At 63.6% G+C, this 22,829-nt stretch carries 18 protein-coding genes; 11 read left to right on the forward strand and 7 right to left on the reverse strand.

Features of this window, described 5'->3' with window-relative positions:
• Nucleotides 1-249 precede the first annotated feature (249 nt).
• A complete protein-coding gene (gene glgX / locus AB4Y31_RS26615; RefSeq protein ID WP_368676626.1) occupies nucleotides 250-2,439 on the forward strand; it encodes a glycogen debranching protein GlgX in 2,190 nt (729 codons plus the stop codon).
• A gap of 4 nt (nucleotides 2,440-2,443) precedes the next feature.
• Here the strand turns inward: glgX and AB4Y31_RS26620 are convergent, their stop codons facing one another.
• From AB4Y31_RS26620 to nirB, 5 genes are read right to left on the reverse strand one after another with little or no spacing between them, the layout of a single operon-like run.
• A complete protein-coding gene (locus AB4Y31_RS26620; protein WP_368676627.1) occupies nucleotides 2,444-3,568 on the reverse strand; it encodes a CmpA/NrtA family ABC transporter substrate-binding protein in 1,125 nt (374 codons plus the stop codon).
• 3 nt (nucleotides 3,569-3,571) lie between these two features.
• A complete protein-coding gene (locus AB4Y31_RS26625; RefSeq protein WP_368676628.1) occupies nucleotides 3,572-4,159 on the reverse strand; it encodes an ANTAR domain-containing response regulator in 588 nt (195 codons plus the stop codon).
• The gene (locus AB4Y31_RS26630) at nucleotides 4,156-6,879 is read right to left on the reverse strand and encodes a molybdopterin-dependent oxidoreductase (RefSeq protein WP_368676629.1); all 2,724 of its coding nucleotides are present in this window, start codon (nucleotides 6,877-6,879) and stop codon (nucleotides 4,156-4,158) included. Before AB4Y31_RS26630 ends, AB4Y31_RS26625 begins: the two co-directional genes overlap by 4 nt.
• 16 nt (nucleotides 6,880-6,895) lie before the next feature.
• The gene (gene nirD, locus AB4Y31_RS26635; RefSeq protein ID WP_018442263.1) at nucleotides 6,896-7,222 is read right to left on the reverse strand and encodes a nitrite reductase small subunit NirD; all 327 of its coding nucleotides are present in this window, start codon (nucleotides 7,220-7,222) and stop codon (nucleotides 6,896-6,898) included.
• Nucleotides 7,223-7,232: 10 nt separating this feature from the next.
• Nucleotides 7,233-9,665, reverse strand: coding sequence for a nitrite reductase large subunit NirB (gene nirB, locus AB4Y31_RS26640; protein WP_368676630.1), 2,433 nt, complete (start codon nucleotides 9,663-9,665; stop codon nucleotides 7,233-7,235).
• Between the two features lie 506 nt (nucleotides 9,666-10,171).
• Between nirB and AB4Y31_RS26645 the strand changes: the two genes are divergently transcribed.
• Nucleotides 10,172-10,825: a peroxiredoxin gene (locus AB4Y31_RS26645; RefSeq protein WP_018442261.1), complete on the forward strand. Its 654-nt coding sequence runs from the start codon at nucleotides 10,172-10,174 to the stop codon at nucleotides 10,823-10,825.
• Between the two features lie 63 nt (nucleotides 10,826-10,888).
• Here the strand turns inward: AB4Y31_RS26645 and AB4Y31_RS26650 are convergent, their stop codons facing one another.
• Together AB4Y31_RS26650 and AB4Y31_RS26655 are read right to left on the reverse strand one after the other, a co-directional pair.
• Nucleotides 10,889-11,206: a hypothetical protein gene (locus AB4Y31_RS26650; protein WP_018442260.1), complete on the reverse strand. Its 318-nt coding sequence runs from the start codon at nucleotides 11,204-11,206 to the stop codon at nucleotides 10,889-10,891.
• Between the two features lie 136 nt (nucleotides 11,207-11,342).
• Complete coding sequence (locus tag AB4Y31_RS26655) at nucleotides 11,343-12,407, reverse strand: hypothetical protein (protein ID WP_368676631.1); 1,065 nt, start codon at nucleotides 12,405-12,407, stop codon at nucleotides 11,343-11,345.
• 399 nt (nucleotides 12,408-12,806) lie between these two features.
• On the opposite strand from AB4Y31_RS26655, the gene AB4Y31_RS26660 reads away from it, so the two are divergent.
• The 9 genes from AB4Y31_RS26660 (at nucleotide 12,807) to AB4Y31_RS26700 (ending at nucleotide 22,815) form a co-directional block, all read left to right on the forward strand.
• On the forward strand, nucleotides 12,807-13,487 hold the full coding sequence (locus AB4Y31_RS26660; RefSeq protein WP_368676632.1) for a dienelactone hydrolase family protein: 681 nt from the start codon (nucleotides 12,807-12,809) through the stop codon (nucleotides 13,485-13,487).
• A 65-nt stretch (nucleotides 13,488-13,552) separates the two neighbouring features.
• Nucleotides 13,553-14,062, forward strand: coding sequence for a hypothetical protein (locus AB4Y31_RS26665; protein ID WP_083925714.1), 510 nt, complete (start codon nucleotides 13,553-13,555; stop codon nucleotides 14,060-14,062).
• 106 nt (nucleotides 14,063-14,168) lie between these two features.
• The gene (locus AB4Y31_RS26670) at nucleotides 14,169-14,780 is read left to right on the forward strand and encodes a YceI family protein (RefSeq protein WP_368676633.1); all 612 of its coding nucleotides are present in this window, start codon (nucleotides 14,169-14,171) and stop codon (nucleotides 14,778-14,780) included.
• A 152-nt stretch (nucleotides 14,781-14,932) separates the two neighbouring features.
• Entirely contained in the window at nucleotides 14,933-16,423 is a 1,491-nt protein-coding gene (locus AB4Y31_RS26675; protein WP_368676634.1) for a carbohydrate porin, read from the forward strand.
• A gap of 80 nt (nucleotides 16,424-16,503) precedes the next feature.
• Nucleotides 16,504-17,670, forward strand: a complete 1,167-nt coding sequence (locus AB4Y31_RS26680) for a hypothetical protein (protein WP_368676806.1) — start codon at nucleotides 16,504-16,506, stop codon at nucleotides 17,668-17,670.
• A 2-nt stretch (nucleotides 17,671-17,672) separates the two neighbouring features.
• Nucleotides 17,673-18,959 (forward strand): iron uptake transporter deferrochelatase/peroxidase subunit, encoded by a 1,287-nt coding sequence (gene efeB / locus AB4Y31_RS26685; protein WP_368676635.1) that lies wholly within the window; start codon nucleotides 17,673-17,675, stop codon nucleotides 18,957-18,959.
• A gap of 77 nt (nucleotides 18,960-19,036) precedes the next feature.
• Complete coding sequence (locus AB4Y31_RS26690; protein ID WP_368676636.1) at nucleotides 19,037-20,068, forward strand: iron ABC transporter substrate-binding protein; 1,032 nt, start codon at nucleotides 19,037-19,039, stop codon at nucleotides 20,066-20,068.
• Between the two features lie 22 nt (nucleotides 20,069-20,090).
• On the forward strand, nucleotides 20,091-21,692 hold the full coding sequence (locus AB4Y31_RS26695) for an ABC transporter permease (RefSeq protein WP_368676637.1): 1,602 nt from the start codon (nucleotides 20,091-20,093) through the stop codon (nucleotides 21,690-21,692).
• Between the two features lie 55 nt (nucleotides 21,693-21,747).
• On the forward strand, nucleotides 21,748-22,815 hold the full coding sequence (locus AB4Y31_RS26700) for an ABC transporter ATP-binding protein (RefSeq protein ID WP_368676638.1): 1,068 nt from the start codon (nucleotides 21,748-21,750) through the stop codon (nucleotides 22,813-22,815).
• The last annotated feature ends 14 nt before the right edge of the window (nucleotides 22,816-22,829 follow it).

Genomic DNA, 22,829 nt, shown 5'->3' on the forward strand with positions numbered 1-22,829 from the left:
GCACCGGGCCTGCGCTGTTGCACGACCCGCGCCCACGTTCGCTCACTCTGCTCCGAAGGTGCACTTTCAGAGGGCAGGAGCAAGCAAACGGGGTGCGATTATATCTCAACGTGATGTATCGGCGCGCCCGCGCGCGCGGCGCGTTGTATCGATGCAAATGAAGCGGACCGCCCGGGCCGTTTCATGCGTCGATGCGGAACGAAGCTTGCTCCACTGTCCCGTCACGGACGACTCTCGATGTGAGCACCCATGTCAACCACAATGCCTATCGCCGAAGGCCTCCCGTTCCCGTTGGGTGCGACATGGGACGGCCAAGGCGTCAACTTTGCGCTCTTTTCCGCCAACGCCACGCGGGTCGATCTCTGCCTTTTCGATGAAAACGGCAAACGCGAGCTTGGGCGCATCGAATTGCCTGAGTTTACGGACGAGATCTGGCACGTTTATGTACCCGGCTTGCGGCCGGGCGCGGTTTACGGGTACCGCGTGCATGGCCCCTTCGAACCGGAGGCCGGCCATCGCTTCAATTCGAGCAAGCTGCTACTCGATCCCTACGCGAAAGCCCACGTCGGGAGCCTGAAATGGGACGCCGCGGTATTCGGCTACAGACTCGGAGCCAAGGACGGCGATCTGGCGCTCGACAAGCGCGACAGTGCGCCATTCGTCCCCAAGTGCGTCGTCGTCGATCAGAATTTTTCCTGGACCCACCCCACGCGCATACGCGTGCCGTGGGACCGCACGATCATCTATGAAACACATGTGCGGGGATACTCGAAGCGGCATCCTGCCCTGGCGCCCGAGCTGCGCGGCACATTCGAAGGTCTGGGTCAGAAACAGATCGTCGACTACGTGAAAAGCCTTGGCGTCACCTGCATCGAATTGATGCCCATTCACGCGTTCGTCAACGACAGTCATTTGCTCGACAAAGGCCTCACGAACTACTGGGGCTACAACACGATCGGCTTCTTTGCGGCCGACCCTCGCTATTTCGCGCGCAGCTCCGGCATCATCGACGAGTTCAAGCAGATGATCGACCGCTTTCACGAAGCCGATCTCGAAGTGATACTCGATGTCGTCTACAACCACACCGCCGAAGGCAACGAGCTCGGCCCGACGCTGTCATTTCGGGGGATCGACAACGCTTCTTACTACCGCTTGATGCCCGACGAGCCGCGCTACTACATCAACGATACCGGCACGGGCAACACGCTGAATCTTTCGCATCCGCGCGTGTTGCAGATGGTCATGGATAGCCTGCGCTACTGGGTCACCGAAATGCAGGTCGACGGCTTTCGCTTCGATCTCGCGACGATTCTCGGCCGCGAGCCGTACGGCTTCGACGAAGGCGGCGGTTTTCTCCACAGTTGCCGCCAGGATCCCGTGCTCTCGAGCGTCAAGCTGATCGCGGAGCCATGGGATTGCGGCCCGGGGGGCTACCAGGTGGGCGGTTTTCCACCAGGGTGGGCGGAATGGAACGATCGCTTTCGGGACACCGTGCGCGCGTTCTGGCGTGGCGAGGACGGTGCCGCGCCCGAGCTCGCCAGCCGCATCACCGGCTCGGGTGACAAGTTCAATCGCCGTGGCAGGCGCCCCTGGGCCAGCGTGAACTTCGTCACCGCACACGATGGATTCACGCTCAATGACCTCGTTTCGTACAACGACAAGCACAACGACGCCAACGGCGAAGACAACAAGGACGGACACTCGGACAACAAGTCTTGGAATTGTGGCGTCGAAGGACCGACCGATGATGCGCAAGTGCGCGCGCTGCGTGAGCGCCAAAAGCGCAATCTGCTCGCGACGTTGCTGCTTGCGCAAGGCACTCCGATGCTCGTTGCCGGCGATGAATTCGGCCGCACGCAACAAGGCAACAACAACGCCTACTGCCAGGACAACGAAATCAGCTGGCTCGACTGGGAGGGCATGGGTGATGACGGACGCGCGCTGATGGAATTCGTCATCAAGCTGACGACGCTGCGTCATACGCTTCCTGTATTGCGACGGGGCCGGTTCCTGACAGGTGCGTTCAACGAAACGCTTCAATTATCCGAAGTGAAATGGATGAGTCCGGCGGGTACGGAACTGACGGCGCAGCATTGGGACGATTCCCTGATGAAATGCTTCGGCCTTGTGATCGATGGTCGCGCGCAGGTGAGCGGCATTCGCCGACCGGCATCCGACGCCACGCTGTTGCTCGTGCTCAACGCGCATCACGACGTGGTTGACTTCACGCTTCCCGAGATACCCGGCAGCGATCAATGGAGCTGTCTCATCGATACCAACGTCCCTGTCCGTGAGGAATTGCCGGATTTCGAATCGGGAGACGTCTATCAGGTCACGGGCCGCTCACTGCTGCTGTTCGCGCTTCATGCCAAAGGTCAGACCAAGCGCATTTTTGCGAAGCTCGAGAAGCAGCTCACGGAAGAAGGCGGTGCCAAATAGAGAGTCAACTCCATGCGGCGCCATCGCAAAGCAAAACGGTCTGCGTGTCGCCAGGGATAGGAACTTCGCTCAGCGTCGCGGCATCGCGATAGAGCGCGGTCTGATTGATGGCGGCGGCGATGGCGGCATCGCTCGCGGTTTCATTGCCTTCGCCGCCCGACCGTGTGCGAAGCAGGTGCCAACGCCGATACTGCTCGATGAACCACCGTCCCTCCGAAACGCGCGGATAGTTGACGGTCCCCCCATCGAAGAACGAGACGGTGAGCGGCGGCTGCGGGAAACGCTTGCCTCCCTCGCGGCCCGCGAGTCTAGCTGCGATGAGTTCGAACGGAACGTCGAGCGCTTCGGGCTTGGCGAGCCAGCGCGCGATTTCCTCGCGATGCGAAGGCGCGTCGACCCATCGGCATGCCTCGAGCATCGTCTGGATCAATGCCCGCGCGGTATTCGGGTATTGGGCGACGAAGTCGCGCCGGCAGGCGAGCACCTTCTCGGGGTGGCCCGGCCATATTTCGCTCGTCGCGGCGACCGTTTCACCCACGCCGCGCGCTTCGGCGACCGCGTGCCAGGGTTCGCCCGCGCAAAAACCGTCGAGCGTGTCGCGCTCGAGCGCGTCGACCATACGCGGCGGCGGAATGACGACGCTTTCGATGTCTTCGAGTGGATGCACGCCTTGCGCTGCGAGCCAGTAATAGAGCCACATCGCATGCGTGCCGGTCGGAAAGGTCTGTGCGAATACGGCGGGCCGCCCGAGCGTGGCGAGTGCGGTCTTGAGATTTCCCGATTCATCGAGCGCGCGAGCGAGGCGGGTCGAGAGCGTGATGGCCTGGCCGTTCCGATTCAATACCATGAGGACGGCCATGTCCGCCTGCGGCCCGCCGATGCCGAGCTGCACGCCGTAGACGAGGCCGTAGAGCGCGTGGGCCGCGTCGAGCTCGCCGGCCAGCAGCTTGTCTCGCACGGCCGCCCATGACGGCTGCCGGCAGAGCTCGAGCGTGAGCCCGTGCCGATGCCCGAATTCGAGCACTTTCGCGGCGATGAGCGGGGCCGCATCCGACAGTGCGACGAAACCGACGCGCAGATGGGTCTTTTCAAGGGCCGTTTCGGCGACGGGGAGCATTTCGGTATCCATGACCTACCTCGATGAATCGGCCGCGTCGACGAGCCGCCGCGCGATTTCGGCAAGCCGCACGCCGGCATCCATCGCGCGCTTGCGCAACGTGGCGTAGGCTTCGTGCTCGGACATCTTGCCGCGCTCCATCAAGAGCCGCTTCGCCCGGTCGATCGTCTTGCGCTCGGCGAGCTCGCCCTCGACTCTGGCGAGACGTTGCCGCAGTTTCTCTTCATGAGCGAAGCGCGCGAGCGCGACTTCGAGAATCGGCGCAAGCCGCTCGGGCGCGAGGCCTTCCGCTACGTAGGCCGTGACGCCCGCATCGACGGCCTCGCGGATCAGGCGCTGGTTCGCATCGTGGCTGAACATGAGCACGGGCCGTGGCGCCGTCTCGTTCATGACGGCGAGGTGCTCGAGCGTGTCGCGCGAAGGCGATTCGGTATCGATGATGACGACGTCGGGCCTCTCGCGCTCGACCACCTTCGGCAGCGCCTGCGGCGTCGCCGCTTCGGCGAGCATCTCGTAGCCGAGACGCGCGAGCGCCTCGCGCATTTCGCCGATCGGTTTTTCGGTATCGGTGACGAGCAGGATGCGCAGCTTCGATGAGGTCATGCAACGGCCGTGGCGTTCAACAATCGCTTGATTTCGGGTACGCAGGAGCCGCACACAGTACCGCAGCCGAGTGTCGATTTCAATTCGTCGAGGCCGGCGTTCGCCGCGATGGCTTCTTCGATCTGTGTCTGCGTCACCTGTTTGCAATTGCAGACGATTCGGGCGCGCGGCGCAAGGGCGCGCAGCGCGTCTTCGCCGCCGGGCAGAAAAATCGTATGGCGCGGGCCTGTCCATGGCGTCGCCGCCCGGATCTGCTCGATCAGCGAGCGCGCGCCGCTGGTATCGCCTGTCAGCAAAAACCCGTCGATCAGCTTGCCGTTCCATGCCACGCGCTGCTCGCGGCCGCGGCGCGCGTCGCGATACTCGAGCAGATCGTCGCCGCGCGGCAATCCAAGCGCATCGTGGAGCCGGTCGGCCCATTCGGGGTGCGCGATCGCGTCCGCGGCCGAAACGACGAGCAGGTCTTCGTCCTCGATCCGGATGGACGCATAGCGCCGCTCGCCGAGCAACGGCTGCACGGCCGCCCGCAGCGCCAGGGTGTCGCCGCGCTTCGCGGCTACGAGTCGCCACGGCAAGTCGGGCACCTCGATTCTCACGGCGGCATGCTTGAGCTCAGGCTGCGCCGAGTAGGGATCGACGGCGCCGATGGTCGCTTCGTTCACGCCCCCGTTGTTCAGATACTGTCCACTCCAATGCATGGCGGCGAAGAGCGTGCCGGAACGGAGATCGTCCGATGTTTCGAGCGGGAGCACCATCTTTCCCCGGCGGCTCGCAATGGTCACGAGATCGCCGTCCGCGAGGCCGCGGCGGGCAGCATCGCCGCGATGCATGACGACGGTCGCTTCGGGCGCGTGCGCAAAGAGCGCGTCGGCGCGGCCCGTGCGGCTCATGCCATGCCATTGGTCGCGCAGGCGCCCTGTCACGAGCCGGAACGGGTAGCGCGCATCGGTCGATTCGGCGACGGGCAGATAGGGCGTCTTGTGAAACCGGGCGCGGCCGTCGGCCGTGGCGAATACCCCATCGGTGTAGCGGCGCTCATCGCCGCGCGCCGCACCGGCGACGAACGGCCATTGCTTCGGGCCCTCGTCTTCGAGCACGGCATACGAGAGCCCGCCGATGTCGAGATCGCGACCGACCGTCAACGCGCGGTGCTCGTCGAAGATCTCGTTGGGCGAGGCATAGGGGAATAGTTTGGACTCCGAAGCGACGACATCGTGCGCGTTCTCGTGTCGAGGCATCAGTCGCCGCTCCAGGCGCCTTGCGACTTCCGCGACGATCCACCAGTCGGCGCGTGCGTCGCCCGGCGCCTCGACGGCGGCCCGGACGCGCGAAATACGTCTCTCCGAATTCGTGACCGTGCCGGATTTCTCGCCCCATGTCGTCGCGGGAAGCACTACGTCGGCATAGGGAACGGTATCGGTCTCGAGAAAAGCCTCCTGAACGACGACGAACTCGGCCCGGGCCAGCGCCTTGCGAACGCGTGCAATGTCGGGCATCGAATGAACCGGGTTCGTGCAGGCGATCCAGACTGCCTTGATCTTGCCGTCGGCGATCGCATCGAACATATCGACGGCCGGCAGTCCGATCTTCTCGGACAGACCCTGGACGCCCCAGAACGCCTCGACTTCGGCCCGATCGTCGGCATTGCCGATATCGCGATGCGCCGCGAGCATCGTCGCCATTCCGCCGACCTCGCGGCCGCCCATCGCATTCGGCTGGCCCGTCAGCGAAAACGGCCCTGCACCCGGCTTGCCGATCTGCCTCGTCGCGAGATGGAGGTTGATCAACGAGAGGTTCTTGTCCGTGCCGTGACTCGACTGGTTGAGCCCCATGCAGTAGAGCGACAGCGTCGCCGGGCTCTCGGCGAACCATTCGGCCGCGCGGATCAGGTCTTGCTCCGCAATGCCGCAGATCCCCGCTGCCGTGCGCGGCGAATATTCGCGCACCAGCGCCTTGAGATCGAGGAACCCGTGCGTACGCGCGTCGATGAAGTCGCGCTCGAGCATGCCTTCCCATATCAGATGGTGAAGCATGCCGTTGAAGAGCGCGACATCGGTGCCCGGTTGGATCGCGAGGTGGAGATCGGCCAGTGCGGCAACGTCGGTGCGGCGCGGATCGACGACGATCCAACGGATGTCGGGATTCTTTGCTTTGGCATCCTCGAGGCGACGAAACAGCACGGGGTGCGCATAGGGCATGTTGCTGCCCGCGAAGAGCACCGTCCGAGCAAGCTCGAGGTCTTCGTAACAGGTTGGCGGCCCATCGGCGCCGAACGCCTTCTTGTACGCCGTCACGGCGCTCGACATGCAAAGCCGCGAATTCGTGTCGATGTTGTTCGTACGAATCAATCCCTTTGCGAGCTTATTGAAGACGTAGTAGTCCTCGGTCAGCAGTTGGCCCGATATATAAAACGCGACGGAGTCGGGCCCGTGTTGCTCGACGATTTCGGCGAAGCGAGCGGCGACGTGATCGAGCGCGCTCGCCCAGTCGGTCGGCTCGCGCTTCGCCTCACGCGTCGCGCGCAGCTCGGGCTGAAGCGCGCGCCCGGCGGTGCTGGCCGCCGTGAGCGGCAGCGAGCGGCCTTTCGTGCAGAGGCGTCCGAAATTCGCGGGATGATCGGGATCGCCGGCGATGCCCGTGATGCGGCCGTGCTCGGCTTCGATCAGCACTCCGCAGCCGACGCCGCAATAGCAGCAAGTCGAGCGCGTGACGGTTTTCATCGAGACGTGCCCTCCATCACGAGAGGCAGACGTAGACCGCGACACCCTCGACTTTCACGGGAAACCGGCGCGCGCATCCCTGGTCGGGTGCGCGGGCCTCGCCCGACGCCAACTCGATGTTCCAGCTGTGAAGCGGGCACGTGACGGTCTTGCCGTGGACAATGCCTTGCGAAAGCGCACCGCCTTTGTGCGGGCAGCGATCGAGCAGCGCGAACACTTCATCTTCGGCCGTGCGAAAAATGGCGACGTCGCCGTCGGCATGTTTGAGCACGCGGCTGCCGAGCCGCGGGATGTCGGACAGCTGGCAGACGTGAGTCCAGTTGGGCAGGTTCGATCGATCCATGGTCAAGTCCTCACTCGATTACCGTAAGCGGAATGTATTCACGTTGCTGCGCGCCTTCGATGCGTTCCTGCCACGGATCGGGCAGGCCTTCGAGCGAGTAGAGCAGGCGGTCGTAGAGCGCCTTGCGGCTTGCGGCGTCCTCGACGATCTTGCGCTTCACATAGTCGAGGCCGACACGCGCGATGTAATGAACCGTGCGATCGAGGTAATGCGCTTCTTCGCGGTAGAGCTGAAGGAATGCGCCGGTGTACTCCTTGACCTCGTCGGGCGTCTTGACCTTGGCGAGGAATTGCGCGACCTCGGTCTTGATGCCGCCGTTGCCGCCCACGTAGAGTTCCCAGCCGCTGTCGACGGCGATCACGCCGACGTCTTTGATGCCCGCTTCCGCGCAATTGCGCGGGCAGCCCGAGACCGCGAGCTTGACCTTGTGCGGCGACCACATGTTGGCGAGCATCGTCTCGAGGTCGATGCCCATTTGCGTGCTGTTTTGCGTGCCGAACCGGCAGAACTCGCTGCCGACGCAGGTTTTCACCGTGCGGATCGATTTGCCGTAGGCATGACCGGACTGCATGCCGAGATCGCGCCAGACGTCGACGAGATCTTCCTTCTTTACCCCGAGCAGGTCGATGCGCTGGCCCCCCGTCACCTTCACCATCGGGATGTTGTATTTATCGGCCACGTCGGCGATTCGGCGCAACTCGTCGGGCGTCGTCACGCCGCCCTTCATCTGCGGCACGACGGAGAACGTGTTGTCCTTCTGGATATTGGCGTGCACACGCTCGTTGACGAAGCGGCTTTGCGGATCGTCGACGGCTTCATGCGGCCACGTCGAGATCATGTAATAGTTGATGGCCGGGCGGCATGTCGCGCAGCCGTTCGGCGAGCGCCACTCGAGGAAGTCGTAGACCTCCTTGTGCGTGAGCAGCTTGTTCTCGCGAATCGCCTTGCGCACGTCGTCATGGTTGTGGTCGGTGCAGGCGCAGATCGCCTTCGTCTTCGGCGTTTCCTGGAAGCTCGTGCCGACCGTGCTCATCAGAATCTGCTCGACGAGGCCCGAGCACGAGCCGCACGAGCTCGCCGCCTTCGTATGCTTCTTGACGTCGTCGAGCGTGAAGAGGCCCTTCTCCGTGATCGCCTTCACGATCGTGCCTTTGCACACGCCGTTGCAGCCGCAGACTTCGTCGCCGTCCGCCATCGCCGCGGCGCGGTTGTGCCCTTGCACGCCCGCGTCGCCGATGCTCGATTCGCCGAACATGAGGCGGTCGCGCAGCTCGCCGAGCTTGCGGCCCTCGCGCAACAGCTTGAAGTACCAGGCGCCGTCGGCCGTATCGCCATAAAGACAGGCGCCGACGAGACGATCGTCCTGGATGACGAGCTTTTTGTAGACGCCGCTTGCCGGGTCCGACAGCACGATCTGCTCGGTGTTGTCGCCGCCGATGAAATCGCCCGCGGAGAAGAGGTCGATGCCCGTCACCTTCAGTTTCGTCGAGAGCACGGACCCCTTGTAGCTGCCGATGCCCATCAACGCGAGGTGATTCGCGCATACTTTCGCCTGCTCGAAGAGCGGCGCGACGAGGCCGTAGGCGATGCCGCGGTGGCTCACGCATTCGCCGACGGCATAGATGCGCGGGTCGTACGTCTGCAGCGTGTCGTTGACGACGATGCCGCGATTGCAGTGCAGGCCGGCCGCTTCGGCGAGCGTCGTGTTCGGACGAATGCCGGCGGCCATGACGACGACGTCGGCGGCAATTTCGTCGCCGTCCGCGAAGCGAACCGCGGCCACTTCGCCGGCTTCATTGCCGACGATTTCAGTCGTTGCCTTCGAGAGCAGGAAAGAGAGTCCACGTTCTTCGAGCGAGCGTTGCAGCAGCTTTCCGGCGCTCGCGTCGAGCTGGCGCTCGAGCAGCGTCGTGGCCAGATGGACGACCGTCACATCCATGCAGCGCAGCATGAGCCCGTTGGCCGCTTCCAGCCCGAGCAAGCCGCCGCCGATCACGACCGCGCGGCGCTTCACTTGCGCCGCATCGATCATCGCTTGCGTATCGTGAATGTCGCGATAGGTGATGACGCCCTTTAACGTGGCACCGGGCACTGGAAGAATGAACGGTTGGGAGCCCGTCGCAATGAGCAGGCGATCGTAGGGCGCCTCGGTGCCGTCTTCGGCGACGACGCAACGGCGCTTGCGATCGATGCGCGCGATGGCCTCGCCGAGATGCAGGTTGATGCCATTGCGCTCGTACCAATCGAGCGGATTCAGGACGATGTCGTCGAACGTTTGCTCGCCGGCGAGCACGGGGGAGAGCAGGATCCGATTGTAGTTCGGGTGCGGCTCGGCGCCGAAGACGGTGATGTCATAGTGATCCGGGGCGAGCGCGAGCAGCTCTTCGATCGTCCGGATGCCGGCCATGCCGTTGCCGATGACGACGAGTCGGGGCCTGTTCATCGATGGTCACTCCTTGAAGCGGGCGTCGCAGCATCGTTGCTCGACCGAAAATGCTTATTCCGCATGAGCCAAAACGAAACGGCGTCCGCTCGTGTCCGAAAGCACGAGGGGACGCCGTTGTCCTCAAAGCGATGGCGAGCGGGCGTTTCATCGCCGCATCGCATCTTGCTGCATGCATCCCGACGCCGTTGTCGGGCACGGGCCGCTTTACGCAAGGGCTGTGCCAACGACCTCAAACCCAGCCACGACGCGGGTTTCGCCAGATTGGGGCAAAGCGGCGCGAACTGTTCAAGGGCAGCTGTTGCACCGCAGCAGTGCAGGCGCCCTATGCTGTCGCACTTGTTTTGCGCTGTGATGTCTTCTTCGGTGCGTCGCATTGCGTAGCGCGCGTCCATTCGGCGTCTATAATTCCTAGCCTCATCTCTTGCGGCGCCTCGCGCGATTTATTCGCGTCGCATATCGTGAGGATCCGGGCTTGCCAACGCACATAGCAAAGGAGATTTGATATGACCATCCGCATCGGTGACGAAGCACCTGATTTCACCGCCGAGACGACCGAAGGACCGATCAAGTTTCATGAATGGATCGGCAATGGCTGGGCGATTCTCTTCTCGCATCCGAAGGACTTCACACCCGTCTGCACGACTGAGCTTGGCTACATGGCGGGTCTCAATCCGGAATTCGAGAAGCGCAATACGAAGATCATCGGCCTGTCGATCGATCCCGTCAGCGATCACAAGAAATGGGTGGGCGACATCGCCGAGACGCAGGGACACGCAGTCAACTATCCGATGATCGGCGACGACGACCTCAAGGTCGCCAAGCTCTACGACATGATCCATCCGAACGCGAGCGCGGGCCCCCGCACGGCGAACGACAATGCGACCATTCGCTCCGTCTTCATCATCGGGCCGGACAAGAAGGTGAAGGCAATGCTCATCTACCCGATGAGCGCGGGCCGCAACTTCGACGAAGTGCTGCGCTTGCTGGATGCGCTGCAGCTCAATGCCAAGCACTCGGTCGCCACGCCGGTCAACTGGCGGCCCGGCGATGACGTGATCATTCCGACGTCAGTTTCGAATGAGGATGCGCAAAAGAAATATCCGCAGGGTTTCAAAACGCTCAAGCCGTATTTGCGGACCGTGGCGCAGCCTAAATAATTAATCGCGATAACGATATGCCGGCCGGTTCGGTCGGCATACCGGCGCGCCCGAGAAGTCGATTCAGTGATTGAGCCTTTTCATGACTTCGGACTCCAAAGCGGCGTGCCACTCTTCCGATGCTTCTATCGGATCCATTTCGTCTTCGATGAAACCCTGAGCGCGTTCGGCCGCAAGCCGCGTCCCGTCGAAATCGGGGCCGAAGTCGTCGCTGTCGTCGCCAGGCGGCTCGAGCATGTCGCGCAGCATCGCCGCAAGCTCCGGCGTATCCCATGGCTTGCCCTGTTGCTTGCGAACCTTGATGTAATGCCTGATTTCCGCGTCCTGCTCCGGCGTCAACGGGAGCCCGCGAAACGTCCGGTTCGGGTCGAGGTCGGTCATGGTGGCTCTCCGGCGCGATCAGTCGATATGAGTGTAGCGCCGTTGAGGGCTCGCACGCTACATCAAACCGTATCGGAAGCGTTCAGGGCGAGATGACAGCTATTGGCGCGATCGATCCTGAAGTTGGGAGTCTTGCTCAGTCGGCAGGAATGGTGACGATCGGCGCCTTGGCGCTCGTATCGACTTGCGCGAGCGCCATCAGGTCCTGGACGACGGTGAACGCATATTTGGAATCGAAATCGTCGTGCTCGATCCAGTAGTTCGTGCCGTTGTAGCTTACCGTCACGTAGGCGTTCGATGGCGCGCCGCGCCCGCTCCGAACGACGATGGTGGGTCGTGTCTCGCCGCCGATCAACGGGACTGTCGATTTCGTTGCGCCCTTCGCGACTTCGGCGTCGGGAACGGCGATCTGCGCACCAAGATCGCTCAGCACGGCGAGCACGGAGCGCGTCAGTATCGCGATCTGACCTGGCGGCGCCCATTGCCCGTAGACGACTTCGAAACTGCCGGTGTCGGCGGGCAAGTGCAGCAGCCGTTTCAGCGCGTCGCGATCGGCTGCCGCACCCGGCGGATCGTCGGGGCTGTTCCTGATGGCGAGGAATACGCGGCTGGCCCCATTGCCATTGCGCGATTCGACGTTGAGATCGCCTTCGAGTTGAAGCCGCCTTGCGGCGCGCAGCAATTCGAAAAACGCGGGCGATCCCGCGCTGCCGGGGCCGCCGAGGGCCGTCCCGTTACGTAGATCGCCGATCGATTGGGCGACGATCCGGAGCAGCAGGTCCACGGGAATGCCGCCTTGCGCGAGCGGCAGCACGAGCGCCGGCGCCAGAGGGCGGATGAAGGCCGTTGCGAATGCATCCCCGGTGGTCGGCACGAAAGTGAAGGTCGGGTGATTCGAATAGGACACCGAACCGGTCGCCGAGGCGTAGCTCGCTTGAGCACCCGAGCCGAGATTGAGCGTCGGTCCGCCGCGCGCATCGAACGAATACGAGGCGATGATCTGGCTGACGCTGACGAACGAAGGAGCGTCGGCGTAGCGCAACTGCACGATCGATGCGAGGATCGCGCGCTTGTTCGCTTCTCCGAGCGCGCGTGCGTAATCGACCTGGTCCGCTTTCAGGTGTCCCGGGCCGATGAGCGAGCATGCACTCGCAAGCATCGCCGCGCAGACGATGACGAGGGTTCCGCGTAAGCGTTTCATCACACATATCGAGTGGCGCTCCGGGCGAGCCGCACGAGGCATGCCCGTCGCCGCCCGCGTCGCGCCGCGCGCGTTGCACGCGCACGAGCCGCCTCGACCTGTACCGGTTACGCGTACGCTTTACAGCGCTGCGCGATAAAAGGTTGCGGGATTTGCAGTGGGTGTCTGTTGACGCTGATTGAAGGGTTTGCGTAAGAAAATTGCAAATGCGTGCTGACGCAAGCGCTTTGGTCGGCAACCTGTAAGGCGGCTGAGGAAACGTTCAGTTGTCCACAGTTTCTGTGAACGTCTCTGTGGATATCTCGTGGGGTACCGCGCGTAAGTCATTGACGGGGCTCGACTTCCGTCTGCGGCATCGTCTATGCGCGCAGTGAAGTATCCGCGCCCGGAGCAACGACGATGCAAACGGCTGATGTACGAATCCCCAGCGATGCCCTCCTTCTCGACGGGACGTTGACGGTACCGGATGCTGCCCGCGGCATCGTCGTATTCGCCCATGGCAGCGGCAGCAGTCGGCTCAGCCCCCGCAACCGCGACGTGGCGAGCGTCCTCGAGAACGCGGGCCTCGCGACACTGCTTTTCGATTTGCTGAGCGCCGAGGAGTATCGACAGGACCTGTTTTCGGCCGAATATCGCTTCGACATCCCGTTGCTCGCGCGAAGATTGGGCGGCGCGCTCGACTGGGTGCGCAGCCACGCCGTCTTGTCGTCGCTGCCAGTCGGCCTCTTCGGCGCCAGCACCGGCGCTGCTGCCGCGCTGAGCGCAGCGGCGCGCGACGATACCGTGCGTGCAGTCGTCTCGCGCGGCGGTCGCCCCGATCTCGCGCGCGAGGCGCTGGAGCTTGTCAAGGCGCCCACGCTGCTGATCGTCGGCGAGATGGATAACGAAGTCGTGCGCCTCAATCAGTTCGCCGCTGAGCAATTCGTTTGCGAACACCGAATCGAGATCGTCCCCGGTGCCACGCATCTCTTTGAAGAGCCGGGCGCGCTCGAACAGGTGGCGCAGCTCGCCGCGCAGTGGTTCGTCAAATGGCTTGCATCCGGTGAGCGGGGCGAGCGAGAAGGGCCGCGACAGGAATAAACCACCACCTGCGAACGTTTAGTCGTTGGGGCCGGGCGTGACCGGCCATCCTCTCGAGCCACATCATGGGAAACATTCTTCGGTGCGGGCCCGTGTGCGCGGCCGGCCTGCTATGCGCCGCGTGTGCCGGCGCGCAGACGTACGACGGGTCGAACGTCGACAATTCGTACATCGATACGTCCCGATGCCAAATCGTCTCCGGGCAGACTCAGATCGAAGGCACGATGCAGCCGTTCGTCGGTCGAGCCTGTCTGCAGTCGAACGGCATCTGGGTTTTCGTGAGCGAGTACGGTTCCTGGGTGGCGCCGGCCGACGGCTACACGTATTACCCGTCGCCGTGGTGGTACGGGGAGTCGCCTTATTTCTTCGGCTCCACGGTGGTGTTCGTCGATCGCTTCCATCGGTTCCACCACTTCCATCATTTCGATCACGATTTCGACCACGATTTCGATCACGGCTTCGGCCACCATTTTCATGAGTGGAACCACACGCCTGCAGCCAGCCGTTCGTCCGGAACCCACTCATGGGGCGGCGGAATGCATGCATGGGGCGGAGGTGGCATGCGGCGCAATTGATCGGTTCTTGGCGCGAGATTCTTCAAGTGAGGTTTGCACGACTCGATGTGCGGGTGCGTCTTGCGTTTGCGTCGTGCCCAACGACCTTGCTCGAGCACGGCGTGCAATGGCGAGGATTCGCGCAAGGCGATTCGCGTTTGCCCTCATGCTGGGTTTTATGTCGCAGATGGCATGGTCTGCGACGTTCGGTGCGGCGACACGCTTGCCCGAGCATTACCGGCTGGTTCCGGAGCGCTCCAGCGTTGCATTGTCTGTTCAGATCATCGGGCACACCCATTTGAGAATGCGTTTTCGACGCATCGACGCCGAGCTGGATCGGCCGCCCGGCCGCGCCGATGATCCACTCGTTACCGTTACGATCGACGCGGCCAGCGTCGATGCCAACAAACCCTTCGCGACACCCATCGTCAAGAGCCGGGCGGTGCTCGACGTCGAGCACTATCCGAGCATCCGGTTTTCGAGCACGCGGTTTGTCAGGACCGCAAACGGTACGGGGTTTTTGACGGGAAACCTCACCATTCGCGGCACCACACGACCCGTTACGCTCTTCGTCACCTTCGAACGAAGCGATGGCCATCCGTTGCGCGAGGACGAGTCGCTCTCGTTCGCGGCCGACGGCCACTTCAGCCGAGCTGCCTTCGGCTTGTCCGCCTGGTCTTCGACAATCGGCGACGACATCCACATGACGATCCACGCGGAATTCATCCCTGTTCGCTGATCGAGGCAGTAAGCAAATCGTAAATGGCAATCACCGTTAATAGTAATGCGAACGATTCGCATTGTCGTTGATGTTTTCGTTACCACTGCGTACAATTGCGCCGAACGTCGACGTCGAATTGCGCAGGAGTCCGAACGATTGCCGCTGCGACGATGGGCGCCCTCATTCAATCCAACAAGAAAGGAAGTTCGATGACGCTTGCGTCACACGCTCGATGCGCTCGACAGGCACCTTCGCGTCGCCGTTTGGCGTGGTCCACCGCCTTGCTATGGAGCGCACTATTCTCTTCGGCCTCTTTCGCCGCCGCGACTCCCGATGCATTGCCGCAATCCTCGGAAGAGGATCTGAATATCCAGGCGCAGCCGATCAGCCCGTGGACGGGCATCTGGACGCGGCAGAACCTGCTGGGCGACATCGGCGGGCTTCGGCCGTGGCTCGGCAAGTATGGCGTAACGCTCGGCATCACCGAAACGAGCGAATACCTCGCGAACCTGCGTGGCGGTCTCGCGCGCGGCGGCACGTATGACGGCTTGACGACGATGACGCTCAACGTCGATACGCAAAAAGCGTTCGGCCTGCCGGGCGGCACCTTCAACGCCAGCGCGCTCCAGATCCATGGGCGCAACCTGAGCCAGGAAAACCTCGGCACCTACAACACGGCAAGCGGCATCGAGGCTCAGGACACCACGCGCCTATGGGAACTCTGGTATCAGCAGGCGTTTCTCGGTAAGCGCGTCGACGTGAAGATCGGCCAGCAGAGCCTCGACCAGGAGTTCATGGTCAGCCAGTACGCGGCGACCTTCATCAATACGATGTTCGGTTGGCCAGGATTGCCTTCGTACGACATGCCGAACGGCGGCCCTGCCTATCCGCTGTCGTCGCTCGGCGTTCGCGTGCGCGGACAGATCACGCCTTCCCTGACGGCGCTTGCCGGCGTATTCGACGGCGATCCGCTCGGTAACGATCCGGGCAACCTGAGCGGCACGAACTTCAACCTGCATAGCGGCGCGCTCTTCATCGGCGAGCTGCAGTATTCGATCAATCAGCCTGCCGAGGGCGAGATGGACTTCGGCAAATCGCGCGGCCTGCCCGGGACCTACAAGATCGGCGTTTGGTACAACAACGAGCGATTCGACGACCAGCGCTTCGACAATACGGGGCTTTCGCTCGCGAGCCCCGCGTCGACCGGCAGCGCTCAGCGGCATCACGGCGACTACAGCTTCTACGCCGTCGCGGATCAGATGATATGGCGCCCCGATCCCGACGAGGCGAGGAGCATCGGTGTCTTCGCTCGCGTGATGGGCGCGCCCGGCGATCGCAATCTCGTCAGTTTCAGCGCGAATGCCGGGATCGTGATGAAAGCGCCGTTCAAGGGGCGCGACAACGATAGCGTCGGCCTCGGCCTCGCATTCATTCAGATCGGCAACCATGCAAGGGGGCTCGACCTCGATAGCGGCAACATCGTGCGTGGCAGCGAGACGGCCGTCGAAGCGACCTATCAGTACCAGGTCACGCCATGGTGGCAGTTGCAAGCCGATATGCAATACACGTTCAACGCGGGTGCCGGGCAAAACCCGAACGATCCGACGAAGGCCCTACGCAATACGTTCGTCGTCGGCGTGCGGACCAACATTATCTTCTAGGCTGATTTCCCATCATGGCCCAACTATTTAGGAACCCTGACAACAGCTGCGCACGCTGCGTTCGTTCGGTCGTTTCCGCGGTGCGAACATTCGTCGAGCCCTTTGCGAAGCGCGATACCGCAAGGTTCGCGGTGGCGGCCGCGATTACCGTGGCAGTCGTGCTCGGCGGATCGATCGGACCAAGCACGGCATTCGCCGATCCGATCGGGTTTCTGGAAACTATCCATCGTCATACGACGCTCATCAACACGGCGCCCGACAACGGCGACCAGAATCCCTATGCGATCGCGATCGCACCGGTTTCGGCGGGAGCCGTGAAGCAGGGCGACGTGCTCGTCGACAACTTCAACAACGCCGCGAATCTCCAGGGGACGGGCAGCACGATCATCGACTATCGCCCGGACACCAAGCAAATGACGTTGTTCGCGTCGATTCCCCGCGAACTGAAGGACTGCCCGGGCGGAATCGGTCTTTCGACGGCGATGACGATGCTGAGGTCGGGCTGGATCATCGTCGGCAGCACGCCGAGCAACGACGGCACGACCGATACGAAGGGCGCGGGCTGCCTCGTCGTGCTCGACAGCCAGGGCAAGATCGTGTCGACGTTCGCGAGTCCGAATATCAACGATCCGTGGGGCAATATGGCCGTCGTCGACAACGGCGGCACGGCGACGCTCTTCGTCAGCAACGCGGGTTTCGGTGTCGGCTCCGCCAAGGGCACGCCGCCGGTCTATAAGCAGGCCACCGTTCTGCGGCTCGACCTCGAGATCGCTGACGGCAAGCCGCCCGTCATCAAGCATGAGACGGTCATCGGCAGCGGCTTCGGTGCGCAGGCCGACAAAGGCGTGTTCCTCGTCGGGCCGACCGGCCTCGCGCTCTCGGCCGACAAGAAGCTGCTCTACGTGTCCGACGCGATCGGCAACCGGATCACCGAGATCGACGATCCTTTGACGCGCGACACGAGCGCGGGCGTCGGCCGCCAGCTGACCGCGGACGGTCTGCTGCACCGGCCGCTTGCGATGACGACTGCGCCGAACGGTCACCTGCTCGTGACGAATGCGCTCAACGGCCAGGTCGTCGAGATCGATCCTCTGAGCGGCAAGCAAATCTACGCGCGATGGATCGATACCGATCGCGCGCAAACGCCGCCCGGAAACGGCGACCTGTTCGGCATCGCGATGACGCCTGAGGGCGACGGCTTCTATTACGTCGAGGACGACGTCAATACGCTCGTGCTGGCCAAGTGACCATGGAAAACGATCGGAACGGTCCATTTCAGCCCGCCAGGCGCGGTTTTCTGAAGGCGGGCGGCGCGGCCGCCGTCGCGGCTACCGGGCTGGGCAAGGCCGCCGCCGCGCAGGCGGTGCCGGCCGCCGCGAACGACGATCCATACCGGGCTGTCGAGCCGTTTTTCGGCCCGCACCAGGGCGGAATCGTGACGCCGCAACAGAGCCATACCTACGTCGCCGCACTCGAGCTGACGACGGACAAGCGCGCCGATGTCATGGGCCTTCTGCGCGCGTGGACCGACGCGGCGTCCCGGCTCACGCGCGGCGAGCCCGCCGCGTCGATCGACGGCCCGGACGATCGGCCGGCCGGAGACTCGGGCGAGGCGCTCGGCCTCGGTGCGGCTCGACTGACGATCACGTTCGGCTTCGGTCCCGGTTTGTTCGCGCGGGAAGGAAAGGACCGCTACGGTCTCGCGAATCGTCGTCCCGCCGCGCTCGTCGATCTGCCACGCTTCAACGGCGACCAACTGGTGCCCGAAAAGACAGGCGGCGACTTGTTCATCCAAGCCTGCGCGAACGACGCGCAAGTGGCTTTCCACGCCGTCCGCCAGCTGGCGCGGATCGGCAGCGGCATCGCACATATTCGATGGGGGCAGGCCGGTTTCCTCTCCGGTCCGCGTGACGAGACGCCGCGCAATCTGATGGGTTTCAAGGACGGCACCAACAATCCTTCCATCAAAGATCCACAGCTCATGAACGAGTTCGTCTGGGCCGGATCGGAAGGACCGGCCTGGATGCAAGGCGGAACCTATACGGTCGTGCGCCGGATCCGCATCACGCTCGAGCATTGGGATCAGATGGAGCGCGGCTTTCAGGAGTCGGTCTTCGGCCGGCAGAAGAAGAGTGGCGCACCGCTCGGCAAGGCGAAAGAGTTCGATGCCCTCGATCTGGAGGCCGCGGACAAGGACGGCAACCCGCTGATTCCGGACAATTCGCACGTGCGCTTGTCGAATCGCGCCACGAACAACGGCGCGCAGATTCTTCGCCGCTCCTACTCGTACAACGACGGCACCAACTTCTATATCGAACGCTGGCCGCCGTGGCGGCAGGAAACCGAGTACGATGCGGGGCTGATCTTCATCGCACATCAACGCGATCCGCGCACGGGTTTCATTCCAATCAACGAGAGGCTCGCGAAGTTCGACATGATGAACCAGTTCACGACGCACATAGGCAGCGCGATATTCGCTTGCCCGCCGGGCGCGAGGCCCGGCTCGTTCATCGGAGCGGCGCTCTTCGACGCTTGACGCGATCGCGGGCCGACATCGACTCGTTCGGACTACTCAACAATTAATGCAGCAATAGTTTCACGGGAAATTCGATCATGAAGCAATTCCAATTCGGCAAGCGGGCGGCCGCCGCGGCACGTATCGCGGCGCTTGCACTCGCCGCGCTCGGCACACTGCCGAACCTTGCGCATGCCGCATCGATCACGCTTTACAACGCGCAACACGAGCAACTCGTCGGCCGGCTCGCCAAGGATTTCGAGAAGGAAACGGGGATCACGGTCAAGATTCGCAACGGTGAAGGGCCCGCGCTTGCCGCGCAGATCGTCGCCGAGGGCTCGGCGGCGCCGGCTGATGTTTATTTCACGGAGAACTCGCCCGAGTTGATGCTGCTCGAGGAAAAGGGCTTGCTCGGCGCGGTCGACGCGCAAACGCTCGCCACGGTGCCGAAGCGGTACAGCTCGCCGACCGGAAAGTGGGTCGGCGTGTTCGCACGTGAAAACGTGCTGGCCTATAACACCGGCAAAGTGCAGCCGGGGCAACTCCCTGCCTCGCTGATGGACCTTGCGAAGCCCGAGTGGAAAGGAAAAGTCGGCATCGCGCCGACCGACGCGGATTTTCTGCCGCTCGTGAGCGGCGTTCTCGCATCCAAAGGGCACGACGCGACGCTGGCATGGCTCAAGGGTCTGAAGGCGAACGCGCAGATTTTCGACGACGAGGAAGGCGTGGTGGCCGCGGTCAATCGCGGCGCAGTCGCGACCGGCGTGATCAACAACTATTATTGGGATCGGTTGAACACGGAACTGGGCGCAAGCAAGATGCGCAGTGCGATCTATCACTTCGGCCATGGCGACATCGGCGCGCTCGTGAACGTGTCGGGTGCCGCCGTCCTCAAAACGGCGCACAATCCCGACGGCGCCCAGCGTTTCCTCGCGTATCTCGTCGGCCAGAAGGCCCAGACATTGATGGCGCAAAGCCACGTCGGCTACGAGTATCCGTTGCGCGCCGGCGTCGCCCCCGATCCGATGCTGAAGCCGTTCAACGAACTCGATCCGCCGGCGCTGACGATCGAGCAGCTCGGCGACGATAGTCAGGCTGCCAAGCTGCTGCGAGAGGCGGGTCTGCTGTAGCCCTCGTCTGGATGAGCACACCGTGGTTTCGTTAGTCGAGCCACCTTCGCCCCCTGCCGCGCGCGGCGGGCGCCCGAACGCGCCGCGCCTCGTGACGCTCGCCGCGGCATTCGCCGCGCTGCTCGTGCTGTTGCCGCTCGCGTTCACGGTTTGGCGGGCGGCGAGTTTCGGATTCGACAACGCGGTCGAACTGATCTTCAGGCCGCTCGTCGGCGAACTGCTCGCGAACACGCTGTTGATCACGGTGACGGCGACCGTCGCGGCGGCGCTCGTCGGAACCGCGGCGGCATGGTTCGTCGAGCGCACGGCGCTGCCGGCCCGCCGGGTCTGGGCCGTACTGATGGTCGCGCCGCTCGCGATGCCGCCGTTCATCACGAGCTACGCCTGGGTCTCGTTGAGTCTCGATTTGCAGGACTTCGCCGGCGCGCTGCTCGTCGTGACGTCGACTTACTTTCCGCTCGTCTATTTGCCCGTCGCCGCGGCGCTTCGCGGCATGGATCCGGCGCTCGAGGAGACCGCACGCTCGCTCGGCTGCGGACGCTTCGCGACGTTCGCGCGCGTGGTGCTGCCGCAGCTTCGCCCGGCCTTGCTCGGCGGCATGCTGCTCGTCGCGCTCAACGTGATGTCCGAATTCGGCGCCTTCTCGCTGCTTCGTTTTCGGACGTTTACGACACAGATCTATGCGGAATACCGAACCAGCTTCGACGGCAGTGGAGCGGCATTGCTGGCCTGCCTGCTGATCGCGCTGTGCCTCGTGTGCGTTGCGCTCGAATTCCGCGTGCGAGGCGAAGCGCGGTATGCGCGTATCGACCGCGGCACGCGGCGCGCGGTGCCGCGAGATCCGTTGCGAGGTTGGCGGTGGCTCGTCGCCGCTTGCTTGGCACTCCTCAGTATCGTCACGCTCGGCGTGCCGCTTGGCATGATAGGGTACTGGCTGACGCAGCATGGCGACGCGGCGATCACGCCGGTCGACGTGTCGCCGCAACTGCTTTTCGACGCGGCGAGCGCGTCGATCGGCTTCGGACTGACAGCGGCATTGGTCACGACCGCGCTTGCGCTGCCGCTGTCGTTTCTGCTCGTGCGATATCCCGGCCGGCTCGCGATCGTGCTGGAGCGGATCGTCTTCGTCGCGCAGGGCGTGCCGGGCCTCGTCATCGCGCTCGCACTCGTATCGGTTGCGGTGCGTGCCTTGAGGCCTCTCTACCAGAGCACGGCGCTGCTCATCGTGGCCTATGCGATTCTGTGCCTGCCGCTCGCGCTCGTCAGCGTGCGCGCGGCACTCGCTCAGCTACCGCCGAGACTCGAAGAAACGGCGCGCTCGTTGGGGCTCGGGTGGATGGGAACGTTGCGCCGAGTGTTGTTCCCACTGACGAGCCCGGGCCTCGGCGCGGCCGCGACGATGGTGTTCATCGCCGTTTCCACGGAGCTCAACGCGACACTGTTGCTTTCTCCGCTCGATACGCATACGCTCGCGACGCAGGTCTGGAGCGATACGTCGACGCTGGCTTTCGCCGCCGCGGCACCTTATGCGGCACTGCTCGTGATCATTTCGCTCGGCGCTTCGGCATTTCTGTTCGTGACGCTCGGCCGTTCAGCCCTGCGCGTCCGTACCGGGGATCAATAATCGGCAGGCAGCGGCGGCGGCATCTCTTTGCGACGCGCGACGCCGTCGACACAATATGAGCAATCTATCCATACAGGGCCTCTGGAAGACGTTCGAGGGCCATGCCGTGCTGCGCGGCGTCGATCTGTCCGTGAGGAGCGGCGCGTTGTTGGCGCTTCTCGGCCCGTCGGGCAGCGGAAAGACGACGCTGCTTCGCACGGTCTGCGGTTTCGAGCGCGCGGACAGCGGCACCATCGCGATCGACGACCGGCGGGTGGCGGGCGAGGGCATGCACATGCGACCCGAAGCGCGGCGCGTCGGTTACGTCTCGCAGGAGGGCTCTTTGTTTCCGCATCTCTCGGTGGCGGAAAACATCGTGTTCGGCCTGCCCTATGCCAGACGTCGAACGCGCGATCGCGTTGCGGAGCTGCTCGAATTGGTGGGCTTGCCGGCTTCGTATGCCGCCAGACCACCCCAGGCGTTGTCAGGCGGGCAGCAACAACGCGTCGCGCTTGCACGCGCGCTGGCGCCGTCGCCCAGAATCGTCATGCTCGATGAGCCGTTTTCGTCGCTCGATGCGGCGTTGCGCGCGGAAACGAGGCAGGCCGTCGCCGCCGCGCTTGCGCACGCGGGGGCGACGGCCGTACTTGTCACGCATGATCAATCGGAGGCGCTTTCGATGGGGCACGAGGTCGCCGTGCTGTGGAACGGTCGAATGATTCAGACGGCGGTACCCGACGAACTGTATCGGCGGCCTGTCACGCGCGAGCTTGCCTCGTTCATCGGCGAGGCGGTGCTGCTTCAGGGAACGGCGAGCGGCGCGGAGGTAGCGTGCGATCTCGGCCGACTCAGATTGATGGCGCCTGTCGAAACAGGGACGGTCGACGTCATGGTGCGCCCCGAGCAGATCAAGGTCGAACCGGTCAGTTCGCAAGGCCAGGCGGATCGCGACGCGGTGGAAGCGACCGTCGAGGAAATCACCTTCTATGGACACGACGCCACGCTGAGCTTGCGGTTGGCCCAGCGTTCGGATCCGTCGATGGAAGCCACGGTGCGTGCGCGCGTGCCCGGCCATCAGGTGCCGGCAACGGGCGTTAGAGTGCGCCTCACTGTCGAAGGCGCGGTCATCGCCTATCCACGTTGACGCGATGCGTCATT

This window comes from Trinickia sp. EG282A (assembly GCF_040965455.1).
GTDB classification, from domain to species: domain Bacteria; phylum Pseudomonadota; class Gammaproteobacteria; order Burkholderiales; family Burkholderiaceae; genus Trinickia; species Trinickia symbiotica.